Source organism: Streptomyces sp. DSM 106670 (genome assembly GCF_055792845.1).
This window is the reverse complement of sequence record NZ_CM147704.1, coordinates 424,178-439,840: the sequence shown is the minus strand read 5'-3', so window position 1 is coordinate 439,840 and position 15,663 is coordinate 424,178. Positions and strand designations below refer to the sequence as shown.

At 70.2% G+C, this 15,663-nt stretch carries 8 protein-coding genes; 6 read left to right on the top strand and 2 right to left on the bottom strand.

The genetic code is table 11. The features are described 5' to 3' along the window. Positions 1–55 precede the first annotated feature (55 nt). Together ACSMXR_RS01830 and ACSMXR_RS01825 are read left to right on the top strand one after the other, a co-directional pair. Positions 56–3,427, top strand: a complete 3,372-nt coding sequence (locus tag ACSMXR_RS01830) for a LamG-like jellyroll fold domain-containing protein (protein ID WP_381796258.1) — start codon at positions 56–58, stop codon at positions 3,425–3,427. Positions 3,428–3,656: 229 nt separating this feature from the next. Beyond that, on the top strand, positions 3,657–5,327 hold the full coding sequence (locus ACSMXR_RS01825; RefSeq protein WP_473171060.1) for an alpha/beta hydrolase: 1,671 nt from the start codon (positions 3,657–3,659) through the stop codon (positions 5,325–5,327). Between the two features lie 101 nt (positions 5,328–5,428). Here ACSMXR_RS01825 and ACSMXR_RS01820 read toward each other — a convergent pair whose 3' ends face one another. Then, positions 5,429–7,780 (bottom strand): AbfB domain-containing protein, encoded by a 2,352-nt coding sequence (locus ACSMXR_RS01820; RefSeq protein WP_473171059.1) that lies wholly within the window; start codon positions 7,778–7,780, stop codon positions 5,429–5,431. Positions 7,781–7,842: 62 nt separating this feature from the next. Continuing rightward, on the bottom strand, positions 7,843–10,287 hold the full coding sequence (locus ACSMXR_RS01815) for an RICIN domain-containing protein (protein WP_473171058.1): 2,445 nt from the start codon (positions 10,285–10,287) through the stop codon (positions 7,843–7,845). A gap of 542 nt (positions 10,288–10,829) precedes the next feature. Between ACSMXR_RS01815 and ACSMXR_RS01810 the strand changes: the two genes are divergently transcribed. From ACSMXR_RS01810 to ACSMXR_RS01795, 4 genes are all read left to right on the top strand, one after another. Then, positions 10,830–11,912, top strand: coding sequence for an ABC transporter substrate-binding protein (locus ACSMXR_RS01810; protein WP_030082372.1), 1,083 nt, complete (start codon positions 10,830–10,832; stop codon positions 11,910–11,912). A 96-nt stretch (positions 11,913–12,008) separates the two neighbouring features. Beyond that, positions 12,009–13,649, top strand: a complete 1,641-nt coding sequence (locus tag ACSMXR_RS01805) for a sugar ABC transporter ATP-binding protein (protein ID WP_218527085.1) — start codon at positions 12,009–12,011, stop codon at positions 13,647–13,649. Beyond that, positions 13,646–14,620, top strand: coding sequence for an ABC transporter permease (locus tag ACSMXR_RS01800; protein WP_030082376.1), 975 nt, complete (start codon positions 13,646–13,648; stop codon positions 14,618–14,620). Before ACSMXR_RS01805 ends, ACSMXR_RS01800 begins: the two co-directional genes overlap by 4 nt. Continuing rightward, complete coding sequence (locus ACSMXR_RS01795) at positions 14,617–15,663, top strand: ABC transporter permease (RefSeq protein ID WP_218527086.1); 1,047 nt, start codon at positions 14,617–14,619, stop codon at positions 15,661–15,663. The genes ACSMXR_RS01800 and ACSMXR_RS01795 overlap by 4 nt, the downstream gene beginning before the upstream one ends.

Below are 15,663 nucleotides of genomic sequence, written 5' to 3'. Positions count from 1 at the left end.
ATCGTTGAAAATTCTCCGTGCACGACCGTTGTGCAGTGTTTGGTGTTGTGGCTCAATGTTCGACTATGTGCAGTGCCTCACAGGTTCGAGGCACCCCCGGCTCTTCGACGAGGACGACGCCTTGAGACGACAACACCCGCGCCCCCGTGCCCTGTTCAGGGCCCTGACCTGCGCTGCGGCGCTGCTCATACCGGTCGGAGCCACCCTGGTCCCGACGGCGGCCGCCGCACCCGCCGCGCCGGCCGGAGCCATCGCGAACACCTTCACGGCCGACGATCCGGTCACCGATGTCCACGGGCTGAAGGGCGAGTACTTCAGCATGTCCGCCCCGGGCGCCCGTGACTTCGCCGAGCTCGGCGCCACGTCCCTGGACCCCGAGATCAACTTCCCGGGTCTCACCGGGACGTTCGAGTCGGCGACCGGCAGGACCGAGCACACGACGGCCCGCTGGACCGGACAGCTCGAAGCCCCCGAGACCGGCGACTACACCTTCTCCGCCATCGGCGACAACGGCTTCCGCCTCTACCTCGACGGCAACGTTGTCATCGACCACTGGGAGCCGGACTGGGACAAGGAGCAGCACAGCGCTCCGATCGCTCTGAAGGCGGGCGAGAAGCACGACTTCAAGCTGGAGATGTTCCAGGACACCGGCGGCGCCAGCATGTTCCTGCGCTGGGGGAGCGACACCCTCAAGAAGCAGATCGTGCCCGAGTCCGCGTTCACCCCGCCCGCCGACTTCGAGGTCTACCCGGTCGCCCTGAGCGTCGCGAAGAACGGCAAGCGCCTCCAGGCCACCTTCCGTGACCGTGTCTCGGACTACCGGAAGGTGAAGGAGCACCTCAAGATCGAGGTCGACACCTCGCCGATGCCGGTGAAGTCGGTGAACCGGGCCTCGGACAACCCGAAGGCGCTGATCATCGATCTCGCCGCGCCGGTCCTGAAGGACCAGCGGGTCAAGGTCGTCTACGACGGTCAGGGCGGCCTGAAGTCGGGGTCCGAGACCGTTCCGGAGATCGGCCGCACCGCCAAGAACCTCTCCACGCACCGCCTCACCACCACCTGGGGCGACAAGCTGGACAAGAACCACCCGCTGCCCGAGTACCCCCGGCCGCAGCAGGTCCGCGACCAGTGGAAGAACCTCAACGGCCCCTGGGAGTTCGCCGGGGCCACCGAGGGCGAGCAGCCGGTCTTCGGCAAGAAGCTCGACGAGAAGATCATCGTGCCGTTCCCGGTCGAGTCCCAGCTCTCCGGCCTGGAGCGCGACGAGGACCACATGTTCTACCGCAAGCTCGTCACCGTGCCGAAGAACTGGTCGGTCGGCAAGGGCGCCAAGAGCGGCAAGGGCGCGTCCGGCAAGGACAAGCGGCTGAAGCTCAACTTCGACGCCGTCGACTACCGGTCCACCGTCTGGGTCAACGGCACCAAGGTCGCCGAACACACCGGCGGTTACACCGGGTTCAGCGCCGACATCACCGACGCGCTCAAGGGCAGCGGCCCCCAGGAGATCGTCGTCGCCGTCACCGACAAGACCGGCCCGAACCAGCCCAAGGGCAAGCAGTCCACCAATCCCGGCGGCATCGTCTACACCCCGACCTCCGGTATCTGGCAGACCGTGTGGATGGAGCCGGTCGCCCCCGCCGCCATCGACTCCCTGACCACCACCCCGGACATCGACACCGGCCGCCTCGCGGTCACCGTCAACTCCGCGACGGCCTCCGCCGACGCCCGGATCACCGCCGTCGCCCGCGACCGCAAGGGCAAGGTCGTCGGCACGGTCACCGGCCCGGCCAACCGCAAGCTCAGCCTGCCGGTCAAGAACCAGCACCTCTGGTCGCCCGACGACCCCTACCTGTACGACCTCGACGTCTCTCTCGCCGACGGCCGCTCCAAGGACAGCGTCGAGAGCTACTTCGGGATGCGCCAGCTGAAGATCGACAAGGTGGGCGGCTACCAGAAGCTCGTCCTCAACGGGAAGCCGTTCTTCTCCCTCGCCATGCTCGACCAGGGCTTCTGGCCCGACGGGCTGTACACCCAGCCCAGCGACGCGGCCCTCACCTTCGACCTGAAGGCCCAGAAGGACCTCGGCTTCAACGCCGTACGCAAGCACATCAAGGTGGAGTCGCCGCGCTGGTACTACCACGCGGACCGGCTCGGGCTGCTGGTGTGGCAGGACTTCGTCAACGCCGACATCGACAACGACGCCGGCAAGGACGCCTTCCTCACCCAGGGCAAGGAGTTGATGAAGCAATTCCACAACTACCCCTCGATCAGCGGCTGGATCGTCTTCAACGAGGGCTGGGGCGAGTGGGACCGGACCGAGACCGGCAAGATCGCCGAGGACGTCAAGGCGCTGGACCCGTCCCGTGTGGTCAACGCGCACAGCGGGGTCAACTGCTGTGCTTCCAAGGGTGATTCCGGCAAGGGCGAGATCATCGACCACCACGACTACGTGAACAACGACCCGGCCTTCCCGGACGACCGGCGCGCCGCGATGGACGGCGAGCACGGCGGCTTCACGCTCCGCACGCCCGGGCACATGTGGCCGGGCGCCCCCGCCAACATCTACTCCGGCGTCGCGGACAAGGCCGCTCTCACCGCCAAGTACGTCGACAACACCCGTACGTACTATCTCGCCGCGGCCGGCGCCGAACTGTCCGGCTCCGTCTACACCCAGGTGAGCGACCTGGAGAACGAGCTCAACGGGCTCTGGACGTACGACCGCCGGGACATCAAGGTCGACCCGAAGAAGGTCCGGGAGATCAACCGTCAGGTGATCGCCGCAGGCGCCAACGCCGGTGAGCGCGACGAGCTGAAGGGCGGCGGCTCCTGGTCGCTCGACGAGAACAAGGGCACGACCGCACGTGACAGCGGTCCCAACAAGGCCCATCTCACCCTGGAGGGCGGCACGACCTGGGCTCCCGGCGTCACGGGCTCGGCGCTGAAGTTCGACGGCGACGGGCAGTACGCGCAGAGCGCCGGCCCGGTCGTGGACACCACGAAGGACTACACGGTCTCCGCGTGGGCCTCGCTGGACGCCGTGCCGGGCAACTACGCCACCGTCGTCAGCCAGGACGGCCGGCGCACCGAGAACCCCTTCTATCTCCAGTACGGACAGGGCGCGTTCGCCTTCTCCACCCCGGGCGGCAAGCGCGCCCGCCTGGAGATCGTCCCGGAGACCGGTAAGTGGTACCACCTGGTCGGGGTCCGCAAGGGCGACACGATCACGCTGTACGTCGACGGGAAGCCCGCCGCCACCACCGAGGCCGGACCGGCCGATGTGAGCACCGGTCCGCTCTCCGTCGGGCGGGCCCAGTACGACGGCGCCAGGACCGACTTCTGGAACGGCTCCGTCGACCAGGTCGCGGTGTACGACAAGGCCCTGACCGCGGAGGAGGTGTCCGCGCTGACCGGCCGTCAGAAGCCGTAACCCGCAAGGATTCCGGGTCCTCTCCCGGCGCGCACCGGAGTGGCCGGGCGCGCCGGGAGGGCGGCGGACCCGCCACGGGCGTGAATGGTTCTCCAACCGGCGGACCATTCACGCCCGTTGCCGTCATTCCCGAGACGTACAGGAGGTGGGGCCCCGGGAGGGATCCGCAGACGTGCACAGATCCGACAAGATCCTCCTGTCCGAACATGCGACCGGAAGGATCGATATCGTGCGCAGACGACGTCTCGCGCCCCTGGTGGCCGTGAGTCTGACGGCGGCACTGGCCCCGGCGCTCGCCGCCTCGCCGGCCACCGCGGCCCCGGCTGCCGCCCCCTCGGCCGGGACCCCCTCGGCCGTCGCCCCGCCCGCCGCCAAGAGCGCGCTCGACCGCTACGCGAAGCAGAAGCCCGCCTGGAAGCGGTGCGAGGCCGACTCCCCGGCCGCGTACCAGTGCGCCACCGTCAAGGTCCCGCTGGACTACCGGAAGCCCGGAGGCAAGCGGATCGACCTGGCGATATCCCGGATCAGGACCGCCGATCCCGGCAAGCGGCGCGGCATCCTGCTCTCCAACCCCGGTGGCCCCGGCGGCGAGGGGCTGTGGATGCCGATGATGATGAAGGAGGAGCTGCCCACGTCCGTGCTCAAGAGCTACGACCTGGTCGGCTTCGACCCGCGCGGCGTCGGCCGCTCCAGCCCGGTCTCCTGCAACCTCACACCGGAGCAGGAGAACTGGCTGCGGCCCTACAAGGCGGAGACGTACGCCAAGGACGTCGCCTGGGCGCGCACGGTGGCGGACAAGTGCCGCAAGAAGATGGGGGACCGGCTCCCGCACATCACGACCCGCAACACCGCGCGCGACCTGGACCTGGTGCGGGCGATCCTCGGCGAGAAGAAGATCTCCTACTTCGGCTACTCCTACGGCACCTATCTGGGGGCCGTCTACGCCCAGCTCTTCCCGGCCCGGGCCGACCGGTTCGTGCTGGACAGCGCGGTCGACCCGCAGCGCGCCTGGCGCGGGATGATCCAGTGGTGGGCCGAGGGCGCGGAACCCGCGTTCGACCGGTGGACCGAGTGGGCCGCCGCCCGCTCGAAGACGTACCGTCTCGGCGACACCCCGAAGAAGGTCGACCGGACCTTCTGGGACCTCGTCGCGCGGGCGGACGAGGACCCCATCGTGGTGGACGGGCAGCCCACCACCGGCGACGACATCCGCGACGGGATGCGCGGGCTGTCCTTCACCCCGAAGTACGCCTCCGAGGCGGTCGTGGAGCTGAAGAAGGCCGCGGCGGGCAAGCCGGCCTCCGCGAAGAAGCTGGCCCGGATCACCGAGGGCGGCGGGGCCGGGGCGCCCGAGTGGGCCGGGAAGGCCGCGCTCGCCGCCGAGACCCCCGCCGACAACGGGACGGCCAGCTTCTGGGCCGTGGTGTGCGGCGACAACTCGGCCGCGTGGTCCCGCGATCCGGAGACCTACCGGCGTGACGCCATCGAGGACAAGGGCCGCTACCCGCTCTACGGGGACTTCGCGTCCAGCATCAAGCCCTGTGCCTTCTGGGGGAAGTCCGCCGAGCCGGTGACCGTGGTCAAGAACAAGGTCGGCTCCCTCGTCGTCCAGAACGAGTGGGACTCGCAGACCCCGCTGCCCAGCGGCCAGGCCCTGCACGCCCAGCTGAAGGGCTCGATGATGGTCACGGTCCTCGGCGGTGAGGGCCACGGCGTCTACCCGAGCGGCAACGCCTGCACGGACGGCGCGGTCAACCGTTACCTGGCCACCGGCAAGCTGCCCGCGAAGGACGTCACCTGCAGGGCGACCGCCGAGTCGAACGCGCAGGCACGCCAGAACCAGAAGCCGGACGTGCTCCCCGGGTCCCCGGTCCCGGAGCGCGCCCCGAACCGCTTCTGATCCGCTGAGCCCGGCCGTACGGCTTCCGCAAAAGGGGCCCGGCGGCGACGGAGGGAACGTCCTCCGCCGCTGCCGGGCCCCTGCCCGTGTCCCCGGTCAGATCACGGCGCCCACGGGGCGTCCACCGCCCAGGTCGTGTCCTCGGTGAACAGCGCCGGGCTGTCGAAGGGCTGCCCGCCGCCCGGAGTGGCGAGCCACACCTCGGAGTCGATGTGGCGCAGATAGCTGCCGGGCAGATTGGCGCTGGTGAACCTCACCCCGCCGTTCCCCGCGACCGCGCACCACGTCGCATCCGCCTTGAACAGCGCGGAGTTGTCGTTGGCGTCGCGGCGCACCCGGAACTCCCGGTGGCGGAGGAACTCACCGGGGAAGTTCCGGGACTCGAAGGAGTAGCAGTTGCCGTTGGCGAGCCCGGGGACGATCTTCCAGGTGGCGTCCGCCTTCAGTACGGCCGAACTCCCGCTGTTCACCACCTCGGTGAAGGCCAGCCCGTCGTAGTGGCGCAGATGCTTCGTGGTGTGCCCGGGGGTGGTGACCCGCAGCGACTTGTTCTGCCCGGTGGGGAGGTCCACCGGGGGAGCGGGGTTCCGGGACGCGTGGATGAGGGCCTCGTTGGCGGCCTTCACCCGGGCGGTGTCGACCTTCACCACCTGACGGTCGTACGTCAGCAGCCCGTTCGCCTCGTTCTCGACGTCCGTGATCTCCGTATAGACGGACGCGGAGAGCCCGGCGGGCAGTTGGCCGATCCGGATGGCGTCGAGCAGCCCGACGAACCGGTTGTTGAGCGCGGCGATGCTCGGCTGGTCCTCGTAGCTGAAGCCGCCGCCCGGATACCACTCGTGGCCCGGCACCTTGTAGCCCAGCCCGCCGAACTCGCCCAGCACGGCGGCCCGGGTGGCGCTCGGCGCGGTGTTGCCGGGGCCGACGTAGATGTGGTTGTCCACCACGTCGCCGTTGCCGCCGTCGACCGAGCCGCAGCAGTTGACCCCGCTCATGTTGTTGACCAGACGCGAGGGGTCCTGGGCCTTGACCTCGTCGGCGATCCTCGCCTGGTCGTACTGCCCCCAGCCCTCGTTCTGGTTGACCCACATCACCACCGAGGGCGAACTGCGGTGCTGGTCGATGATGGTCCGGTACTCCGTCTCCCACTGGGTGCGGGCCGGCCCGTCCGGCACCTTGCCGGTGTCCATCGACGGCATGTCCTGCCACACCAGCAGACCCAGCTTGTCCGCCCAGTAGAACCACCGCTGCGGCTCCACCTTGATGTGCTTGCGGACCATGTTGAACCCGAGGTCCTTGTGCGCCTGGAGGTCGTACTTCAGCGCCTCGTCGCTCGGCGCGGTGTAGATGCCGTCCGGCCAGTAGCCCTGGTCCAGGGTGCCCGTCTGGAACACGAACTCCCCGTTGAGGACCGGCCGCAGGATGTTGTCCACCTTGGCGATCCCGATCGACCGCATGCCGGTGTAACCGCCCACGGTGTCGGTGACGGCCGAGCCGTCGAGGAGGTCCGCCTTCACGTCGTACAGGAACGGGTCCTCGGGGCTCCACAGCCGGGGGTTCGGAACGGGTACGGAGATCTCCCCGCCCACCGCGCCGGTCGCCGTGCCCACCACCGTACCGCCGGCGGAGACGGTGATCCGGGCGCTCCTGCCCGCCGCGCCCGCCGTCTGCACCTTCACCCGCAGGGTGCTGTCGTCCAGGTTCGGCGTCATGTCGAGGCGGGTGATGTGGGCGGAGGCCACCGGCTCCAGCCAGACCGTCTGCCAGATGCCGGAGGCCGCGGTGTAGAAGATGCCGCCGCCCGGATGCGGCCGCACATCGTTGATGCGCTGCTTGCCGACCGCCTGGCCGCCGGTCTGGCTCGGGTCGTACACGGAGACCACGACGGTGTTCGTCCCGCCGTTGAGCTGCGGCGTGATGTCGTACGCGAAGGAGTCGAAGCCGCCCTTGTGCGCCCCGACCTCGGTGCCGTTGACCCAGACCGTGGTCTGCCAGTCGGAGGCCCCGAAGTGCAGTTTCACCCGGCGGCCGTCCCAGTTCGCGGGGACGGTGAAGGTCCGCTTGTACCAGAGCTTGTCGTTCTCGGTGATCCGGCGCTGGATGCCGGAGAGCGCGGACTCGGCGACGAACGGGACCCGGATCTGCTCCGGGAACGTCGCGGGCTGCCCGGCGTCACGGCCGGTGACCGCGAAGTCCCAGATGCCGTTGAGGTTCGTCCAGTCCGGGCGGGTCAGCTGCGGACGCGGGTACTCCGGCAGCGGCTTGTCCACCGGGACGTCATTCGTCCACGGCGTCGTCATGGGCGCGGGCTTCGGCTCCCAGGCGGCGGGCGCGGCGGCGGCCGGGGAGGTGCCGGTCCCCACGAGCGCGGTGGCCACCAGGGCGAGCAGGCCGGTGGTGGCCGTTAATCTCCGCCACCAGGTGCGGCGGCGGGGTGCGGGTGCTGGTCGCATGGTCGAACATCCCTCTCTACGGTGGTACGGGCAGGGGCGGGCGGTACGTCAGGGGAGAGCTCTCACAGCAGCCGCCACAGATGGTCGGCCGTTCCGTTGTCGTCGTACTGGACGACATGGGCGCTGTCGGCGGTGGACATGCCGTCCACGCCGAGCACCTTGTCCGAGTTCCGGTTGCGGATCCGGTACCAGCCGTCTCCGTCCGGGACGAGCTGCCACAGGTGGTCGGCGGTGTCGTTGTCGTCGAACTGCACGACGTGCGCGCTGTTCTCGGCCGACATCAGGTCGACGCCCAGCACCTTGCCGGAGTGCTGGTTGCGGATCCGGTACCAGCCGTCGCCGTTGGCCACCAGCCGCCACAGATGGTCGGCCGTCCCCGTGTCGCCGAACTGGACCACATGCGCGCTGTTCGCGGTCGACATGCCGTCCACGCCGAGCACCTTGCCGGAGTGCCGGTTCGCGATCCGGTACCAGCGGTCCGCGAGCCAGGGCTCGCCGTCCGGAGCGGCCGTGGGGAACGACGTGATCCGCAGCCGGGCCGCGCCCATCGGGACGAGCGTGACCTCCTCGACCGGCTCCGTCGAGCGCGCCGGGCCCGGCCGGAGCGGCGCCACCACGTGCTCGTCGTCCGCCGTCCACTCGGGGATGCGGCGGGCCCGGGCGGTGAGGGTGAGCGGAGTGCCCTCCAGCGTGAACGGGTTGTCGCCGGGGGCCCGGCCCGTGGAGCGGTGGCGCAGGGACGCGGTGGGGCGGGCGGGGTCCAGGACGAGGCCGTAGTTCCAGGGGCTCGTGGCGTGGACCGCGTACTCCGGAAACGTATCGCTGCCGCCGATCCGCTCGTACTCCTCCCCGATCCGCAGCGAGTACGTGAGCGGCCCGTGGTCCACGCTGACGGAGCCGTGGTTGTCCGCCCAGGTGCGTACGGTGGTGCGCTGCGGCAGCCGCAGCGTGACCTTGTCGCCGCTGGACCAGGTCCGCTCGATCCGGGTGAAGGCCGGCCCGGCGGGCGCGGCGACCCGCTGCCCGTTGACCCGGATCTCCGGGTCGGCGCACCAGGCCGGTACGCGCAGGACGAGCGGGAAGTCCAGCGGCTTCGGCGCGGTCAGGGTGAGCTCGACCGTGTCCGTGAAGGGGTATCCGGTCTCCTCGGTGAACATCACCTCCGTGCCGTCCGCGACCTTCGCCGTCACTTCGCTCGGTGCGTACATCGCCGCCGCCAGCCCGCCGTCCGGAGTGGCGAGCCACAGCTCCTCGGTGAAGTAGGGCCAGCCCATGCCGTAGTTGTGCGGGCAGCAGCGGTACTGGTCGACGCCCGGCAGATACGCCAGCATCGCGAAGGGGTTCTGGAACTGGCGGTCCCGCTTGGGCTCGTCGTCCAGGTCCACGCTGTTGGCGCAGGTGATGTAGTGGACGGCCTTTCCCGACGGATCGAGCGAGGCCGGGAGCGAGTTGAACGCCAGTTCCTCGCAGCGGTCCGCCCACAGCGGGTCCCCGGTGATCCGGGTGAGCAGCTGGTGGCTCGCCATGAACTCGACGATGCCGCAGGTCTCGAAGCCCTGGCGGGGGTCGCCGTGGCCCGGCCGGGCGTTCTCGTCGCCCGCGAAGCCGCCGCCGGGGAACTGCCCGTAGGCGTCCATGGCCTTGGCGTACGTGCCGTAGGTGTTGCGGGTGTCGGTGGCCGATCCGCTGCGCAGCGCGAACTGGGCCGGCTCGCGGAAGCCCTGGGCGATGTTGACGTTGTGCGGGTTGACCAGGTTGTCGCCCCAGTCGGCCCCGTACCGGTGGATCTTGTCGATGAGGTTCAGGAGGAAGGCGTCGCCGGTCCGGTTGTAGAGCCACATGACGCTGTCCAGTCCGTCGCCCCAGCGCAGCGCGATCCAGCTGGTGTCGAAGGCCCCCGGGCCCTGGGCGTTCATGTAGCGGAAGAAACGGCTCAGGAACGGGATGATCCGGGTGTCGCCGCTGTACTCCTGCCAGGAGCGCAGAGCCTGGATCAGCGGGAGGAACGGCCAGAAGTCGGGCCCGCCGTTCAGCGAGGTGCGCAGCGCCTTCGGGCCGAAGAAGCCGTCGGACTGACCGGTGGCGAGGATCGCGTCCATCCAGCGGCGGGTGGTCGCCAGCGCGTTCGCGTCCCCGGTGACGATCGCGAGATCGGCGTATCCGCGCAGCCAGTACGGGACTTCCTCCCAGCCGCCCCGGTCCGGGCGCACCCAGCCGGTCGCCGTGAAGTCCAGGAAGTGCGAGAACTCCTCGTACCGGCCGCACAGCCCCTCCAGCTGGAGCTTCAGCTGCCCGGCCAGCCAGCCGCGCGCCGTCACCCTGCCCGGCGGCAGCTTCAGGAACGCGGTGGGGTGGAGCGGCGCGGCGTTGGGGGAGTAGTGGCCGCCCCGGGCGGCCGACGCCCGGTTGCGGTCGGGCGTCGCGGCGGTCGCCCACCGGCTTGCCGCGCCGGTCGCGACGGCCGTGGCCACCGCGGTGGTGATGAGCTGCCTGCGGTTCAGGGGCATCGGTGCGGCTCCTGCTCTCGGCCGCGGCCGCCTGTGCCGCGGCCGGGCTCGGTGGGGGGGATGGCGCGCGGGCGAGGGTGTGCGGGACCGCCCGGCCGGGGGAGCGGGTGGGGCGGGCGGGTCGGGCGCATGCCGAAGGTCGCCGTCGCGCGGTCGGTCCGGCGTACGGCAGCCGTTCTTGCAACGTTGGAAATGTGGCGTCCGGCGGTATGACAGCACGGTGCCGGGCGGCTGTCCAGAGGTCGCGCAGGACCCGTTGCCGTAGGGCGGGCCGATTGCCGCACACCGGCCCCGGCCCTCGGCCGACACATTTTGGAAACGCATCGACAACGCTCTTGCCGCCTGTGCCGCACCGCCTATATAACGTTGTAAACCGAGCCGCCGACAGGCCGCGCAGGCTCTCACGACCGCTGTTCCCGCAGTACGGAGCAGGGGTGTGAGGAATGCAGCGGCATCGGCCGCAGAGCAGCCGATGCCTCGTCCCGCATGCCCGACCGCACGCCGATCAGCGTGCCGTCAACCCGCCAAGGAGCGTTCCGCGCATGATGATCCAGCGTCGATCCCGTACCCTCGCCGTGGCCTGTGTCCTCGCCGTCACCACGCTGGCCGCCGCCGGCTGCGCCAAGTCGGAGACCTCCAACAACGCGGGCGGCGACAGCAGTCAGGGCGCGCAGGAGGCCAAGACCCCCGATTCCTCGTCCGGTGCGGGCTGCAAGCTGGAGACCTACGGCGCACCCAAGCTGGACCTGAAGGACGCCGTGGTCGGCTTCTCCCAGTCGGAGAAGGAGGCCAACCCCTTCCGGATCGCCGAGACCCAGTCCATCAAGGACGAGGCGAAGAAGATCGGCGTCAAGAAGCTCCTCACCACCAACGCCCAGTCCCAGCTGTCCAAGCAGATCAGCGACATCCAGGACATGCTGTCCCAGGGCGCCCAGTTCCTCATCGTCGCCCCGCTCAACTCCGACGGTCTGGAGCCCGCGTTGAAGGCGGCCGCCGCCAAGAAGGTGCCCGTCCTCACCATCGACCGCAAGGTCAACTCCACCGCCTGCAAGGACTACGTGGCCTTCCTCGGCTCCGACTTCGTCGAGCAGGGCAAGCGCGCCGCCGACGCGATGATCAAGGTCACCGGCGGCAAGGGCAAGGTCGCCATCCTGCTCGGCGCGTCCGGCAACAACGTCACCACCGACCGCACCAAGGGCTTCGTCGACCAGGTCAAGGCCGAGGCCCCCGGCCTGGAGATCGTCGCCCAGCAGACCGGCGAGTTCGCCCGCGACAAGGGCCAGCAGGTCATGGAGCAGCTCATCCAGTCCAAGCCCGACATCACCGCCGTCTACGCCGAGAACGACGAGATGGGCCTCGGCGCGGTCACCGCGCTGAAGGCGGCCGGGAAGAAGCCCGGCAAGGACGTCAAGATCGTCTCGGTCGACGGCACCCGCAACGCCGTCCAGGCCCTGGTCAACGGCGAGTACAACGCCGTCATCGAGTCCAACCCGCGCTTCGGCCCGCTCGCCTTCGCCACCGCGCAGAAGTTCTACGCCGGTGAGGAGATCCCGGAGAACGTGATCATCACCGACCGCGAGTACGACGAGGCCAACGCCAAGGATTCGCTCGGCGGAGCGTACTGACCCCACCGGACGGCCGGCCGCCGCGACCCCCGGGGCATCCCGGAGGCGTCACGGCGGCCCGGCACCGTTTCCCGTAACACCGGAAGGCCAGGATTCATGGCACCAACCCAAGCGACACCCCAGCACCCGGAGACCGCCGGCGCCGGTGCCGCCGCCGTGGCGGACCCCGTGCTCGAGGCGCGCTCGGTGAGCAAGCGGTTCCCGGGCGTCGTCGCCCTGGACGGCGTCTCCTTCGCGCTGCGCGCGGGCGAGGTCCACGCGCTCGTCGGCGAGAACGGGGCCGGCAAGTCCACCCTGATCAAGGTGCTCACCGGCGTCTACCGCAGCGACGAGGGCGAGGTGCGGGTGGCCGGTGAACCGGTCCGCTTCGCCCGCCCGTTCGAGGCGCAGCAGGCCGGGATCTCCACCATCTACCAGGAGGTGAACCTCGTCCCGCTGATGAGCGTGGCGCGCAACATCTTCCTGGGCCGGGAGCCGAAGAACCGTTTCGGGCTCATCGACTTCGCCCGGATGAACCGCGAGACCACCGAACTCCTCGACGGCTTCGGCGTCCGCGTCGACCCCAAGCGCCCGTTGCACACCCTCGGCATCGGCACCCAGCAGATGGTCGCGCTCGCCCGCGCGGTCTCCGTGAAGGCGCAGGTCGTCATCATGGACGAACCCACCTCGTCGCTGGAGCCCCGCGAGGTCGAGACCCTCTTCCGGGTCATCGAGAACCTGCGCGGCCAGGGCATCGCCGTCCTCTACGTCAGCCACCGCATGGACGAGCTCTACCGCATCTGCGACCGGGTCACCGTCCTGCGCGACGGCCGCCACATCCACACCGGTGAACTCGCCCCGCTGGAGCGGATGCAGCTGGTGTCGATGATGCTCGGCCGCGACATGGCCGAGGTGCGCCGCGAGGGCCTCACCAACTTCGACGCCGCCGGACACGAGGTGGCCCGCACCCCCGTCCTCACCGCGACCGGTCTCGACCGCCGCCACCAACTGCACGACATATCCGTGGAGCTGTACGCCGGTGAGGTGCTGGGACTCGGCGGGCTGCTGGGCTCCGGCCGCAGCGAGACCGCCAAGGCGCTGACCGGCGCGCTGCCGCTGGACGGTGGCGAGATCACCGTCGACGGCAAGCGCATCGGCCGCCCCACCCCGGCCGCCGCCATCCGCGCGGGCATCAGCATGCTCCCCGAGGACCGCAAGGCCGAGGGCATCGTCCCCGGACTCTCCGTCCGCGAGAACATCGTGCTCGCCGCGATGCCCCGGCTCTCCCGGGGCGGCATCGTCTCCCGCGCCAAGCAGGACCGCATTGTCGACATCTTCATGAAGCGGCTGCGGATCAAGGCCTCCAGCCCCGAACAGAAGGTCGGCGAACTCTCCGGCGGCAACCAGCAGAAGGTGCTGCTCGCGCGCTGGCTCTGCCTGGAGCCCAAGGTGCTGCTGCTCGACGAGCCCACGCGGGGCATCGACGTCGGTGCCAAGGCCGAGGTGCAGTCCCTCATCGACGAACTCGCCCGCGAGGGCCTCGCCGTCCTGCTGATCTCCTCCGACATCGAGGAGCTGATCGAGGGCGCCGACCGCATCGTCGTGCTGCGCGGCGGCGCGGTCGCCGGTGAACTCGCCGGCGACGAGGTGGACGAGAGCCGCCTGCTCGAAGTGCTCGCCGACCACACGCCCGACACCGAGAACCGCACGCCCGAATCCGGTGGGAAGGTCCCGGCCGGCCAGGAGGACCCCCGATGACCACCCAGGCCACCCTGCCACGCCCCGCGAAGCCGCTGGCCCGGCTCCGCGACCCCGCCTGGTACCAGGAGTACGGCGTGTACGCGGCCGTCGCCGTCGTCCTGCTGTTCAACGCCCTGTTCACCGAGCACTTCATGACGGCCGACAACCTGCGCACCCAGCTGGTCCAGGTCGCGCCCATCGTGATCGTCGCGCTCGGCATGGCCCTGGTCATCGGCACCGAGGGCATCGACCTCTCCGTCGGCTCCACCATGGCGCTCGCCGCCGCCCTGCTGCCGCTCTACCTCGGCTACGGACTCGTTCCCGCGCTCCTGATCGCGCTGCTCGCCGGTGCGGTGGTCGGCGCGATCAACGGAACGCTCGTCTCGCTCGTCGGGCTGCAACCCATCGTCGCCACGCTCGCCCTGTTCGTCGGCGGCCGGGGCCTCGCCCTCGTGATGGCGGACGGTCAGCTCAAGCAGATCGTCAACCCGGACATCCTCGCGCTCGGCACCGGCTCCTTCCTCGGCATCCCGACGGTCGTCCTCATCGCGGGCATCCTCGCGCTGGCCGTCGCGTTCCTGGTGCAGCGCACCACCTTCGGCCGACAGATCGTCGCCATCGGCGGCAACCGCTCGGCCGCCGCGCTGTCCGGGCTGCCCGTCAAGCGCGTCCTGATCGGCGTCTACATCCTGTGCGGGGTGATGGCCGCCCTCGCCGGCATCCTCGCCACCGCCCGGCTCACCGCCAGCGACCCGTCCTCGCTCGGCACCCTCATGGAGCTCTCCGCCATCACGGCCGTCGTCGTCGGCGGCACCCCGCTGAACGGCGGCTCCATCCGGGTGCTCGGCACCGTCGCGGGCGCCCTGCTGATGCAGCTGCTGCGCGCCACCCTCGTCAAGCACGACCTGCCCGACTCCACCGCACAGATCGCCCAGGCGGCCATCATCATCGCCGCCGTCTACGTCGCCCGGGAGCGTCGGTCCCGATGAAGAACACCACACCCGCCGCCCCGGCCGCCCAGGCGCCGGCGCCGCTCAAGAACGCCCCCTCGCGCACCGAACCCCGGCCCGAGCGCTCCACCGGCTCCCGTATCGGCGAACTCGTCCAGCGCCAGGGCGTCCTCGCGGTCCTGCTGACCGTGATCCTCATCGCCTCGTTCGTCTACCCGACCTTCGCCAGCCTCGACAACGCCCGGGGCGTCACCGTCCAGGCCTCGTTCCTCGCGATCGTCGCCCTCGGCATGACCCTGGTCATCATCACCGGCGGCATCGACCTCTCCGTCGGCTCCGTCTTCGCCCTCGGCGGCGTGCTGGCGGCCTGGGCATCCCAATGGGGCTTCTTCGCCGCCCTGCTCGTGCCCCTGGTGGTCTGCGGCGCGATCGGCCTGGTCAACGGGCTGCTCATCGCCCGCGCGAACATGGCGCCCTTCATCGTCACGCTCGCCACGCTCCTCGCGGCGCGCGGCATGCTGCTCGCCTTCACCGACGAGGGCGCCACCACCTACCTGGTCCCCAAGGACTCCGCGTTCGCCGAGCTCGGCCAGGGCAGCGTCTGGGGCTTCGGCTACCCGATCCTCATCGCGCTGGCCCTCTTCGGGGCCGGCGGGCTCCTCCTCCAGCGCACCTCGTTCGGGCAGACCCTGTTCGCGGTGGGCGGCAGCAGCGACGCGGCCACCCTGATGGGCCTGCCCGTCGCCCGGACGAAGATCCTCGTCTACACCCTCAGCGGACTGCTCGCCGGACTCGCCGGAGCGCTGAACGCCGCCCGCCTCTCCTCCGGTGTCACCATCGTCGGCGTCGGCATGGAGCTGGACGCGATCTCCGCCGTCGTCATCGGCGGCACCCTCCTCATCGGCGGAGCGGGCTCGATCAGCGGCACCCTCTGGGGCGTCCTGCTGCTCGCCGTGATCCAGAACCTCATCAACCAGATCGGCTCGCTCAACTCCTCGTACCAGTCGGTGGTCAGCGGCGGTTTCCTTATCGTTGTCGTGGTGGCGCAGCGTTACCTCGCGCGCAGCCGGAGAACCACCTGA

Coding starts and splice junctions, on each gene's coding strand:
- ACSMXR_RS01820 (WP_473171059.1), bottom strand. CDS start 7,780: ATGCGACCAGCACCCGCACCCCGCCGCCGCACCTGGTGGCGGAGATTA.
- ACSMXR_RS01830 (WP_381796258.1), top strand. CDS start 56: ATGTTCGACTATGTGCAGTGCCTCACAGGTTCGAGGCACCCCCGGCTC.
- ACSMXR_RS01815 (WP_473171058.1), bottom strand. CDS start 10,287: ATGCCCCTGAACCGCAGGCAGCTCATCACCACCGCGGTGGCCACGGCC.
- ACSMXR_RS01800 (WP_030082376.1), top strand. CDS start 13,646: ATGACCACCCAGGCCACCCTGCCACGCCCCGCGAAGCCGCTGGCCCGG.
- ACSMXR_RS01795 (WP_218527086.1), top strand. CDS start 14,617: ATGAAGAACACCACACCCGCCGCCCCGGCCGCCCAGGCGCCGGCGCCG.
- ACSMXR_RS01805 (WP_218527085.1), top strand. CDS start 12,009: ATGGCACCAACCCAAGCGACACCCCAGCACCCGGAGACCGCCGGCGCC.
- ACSMXR_RS01810 (WP_030082372.1), top strand. CDS start 10,830: ATGATGATCCAGCGTCGATCCCGTACCCTCGCCGTGGCCTGTGTCCTC.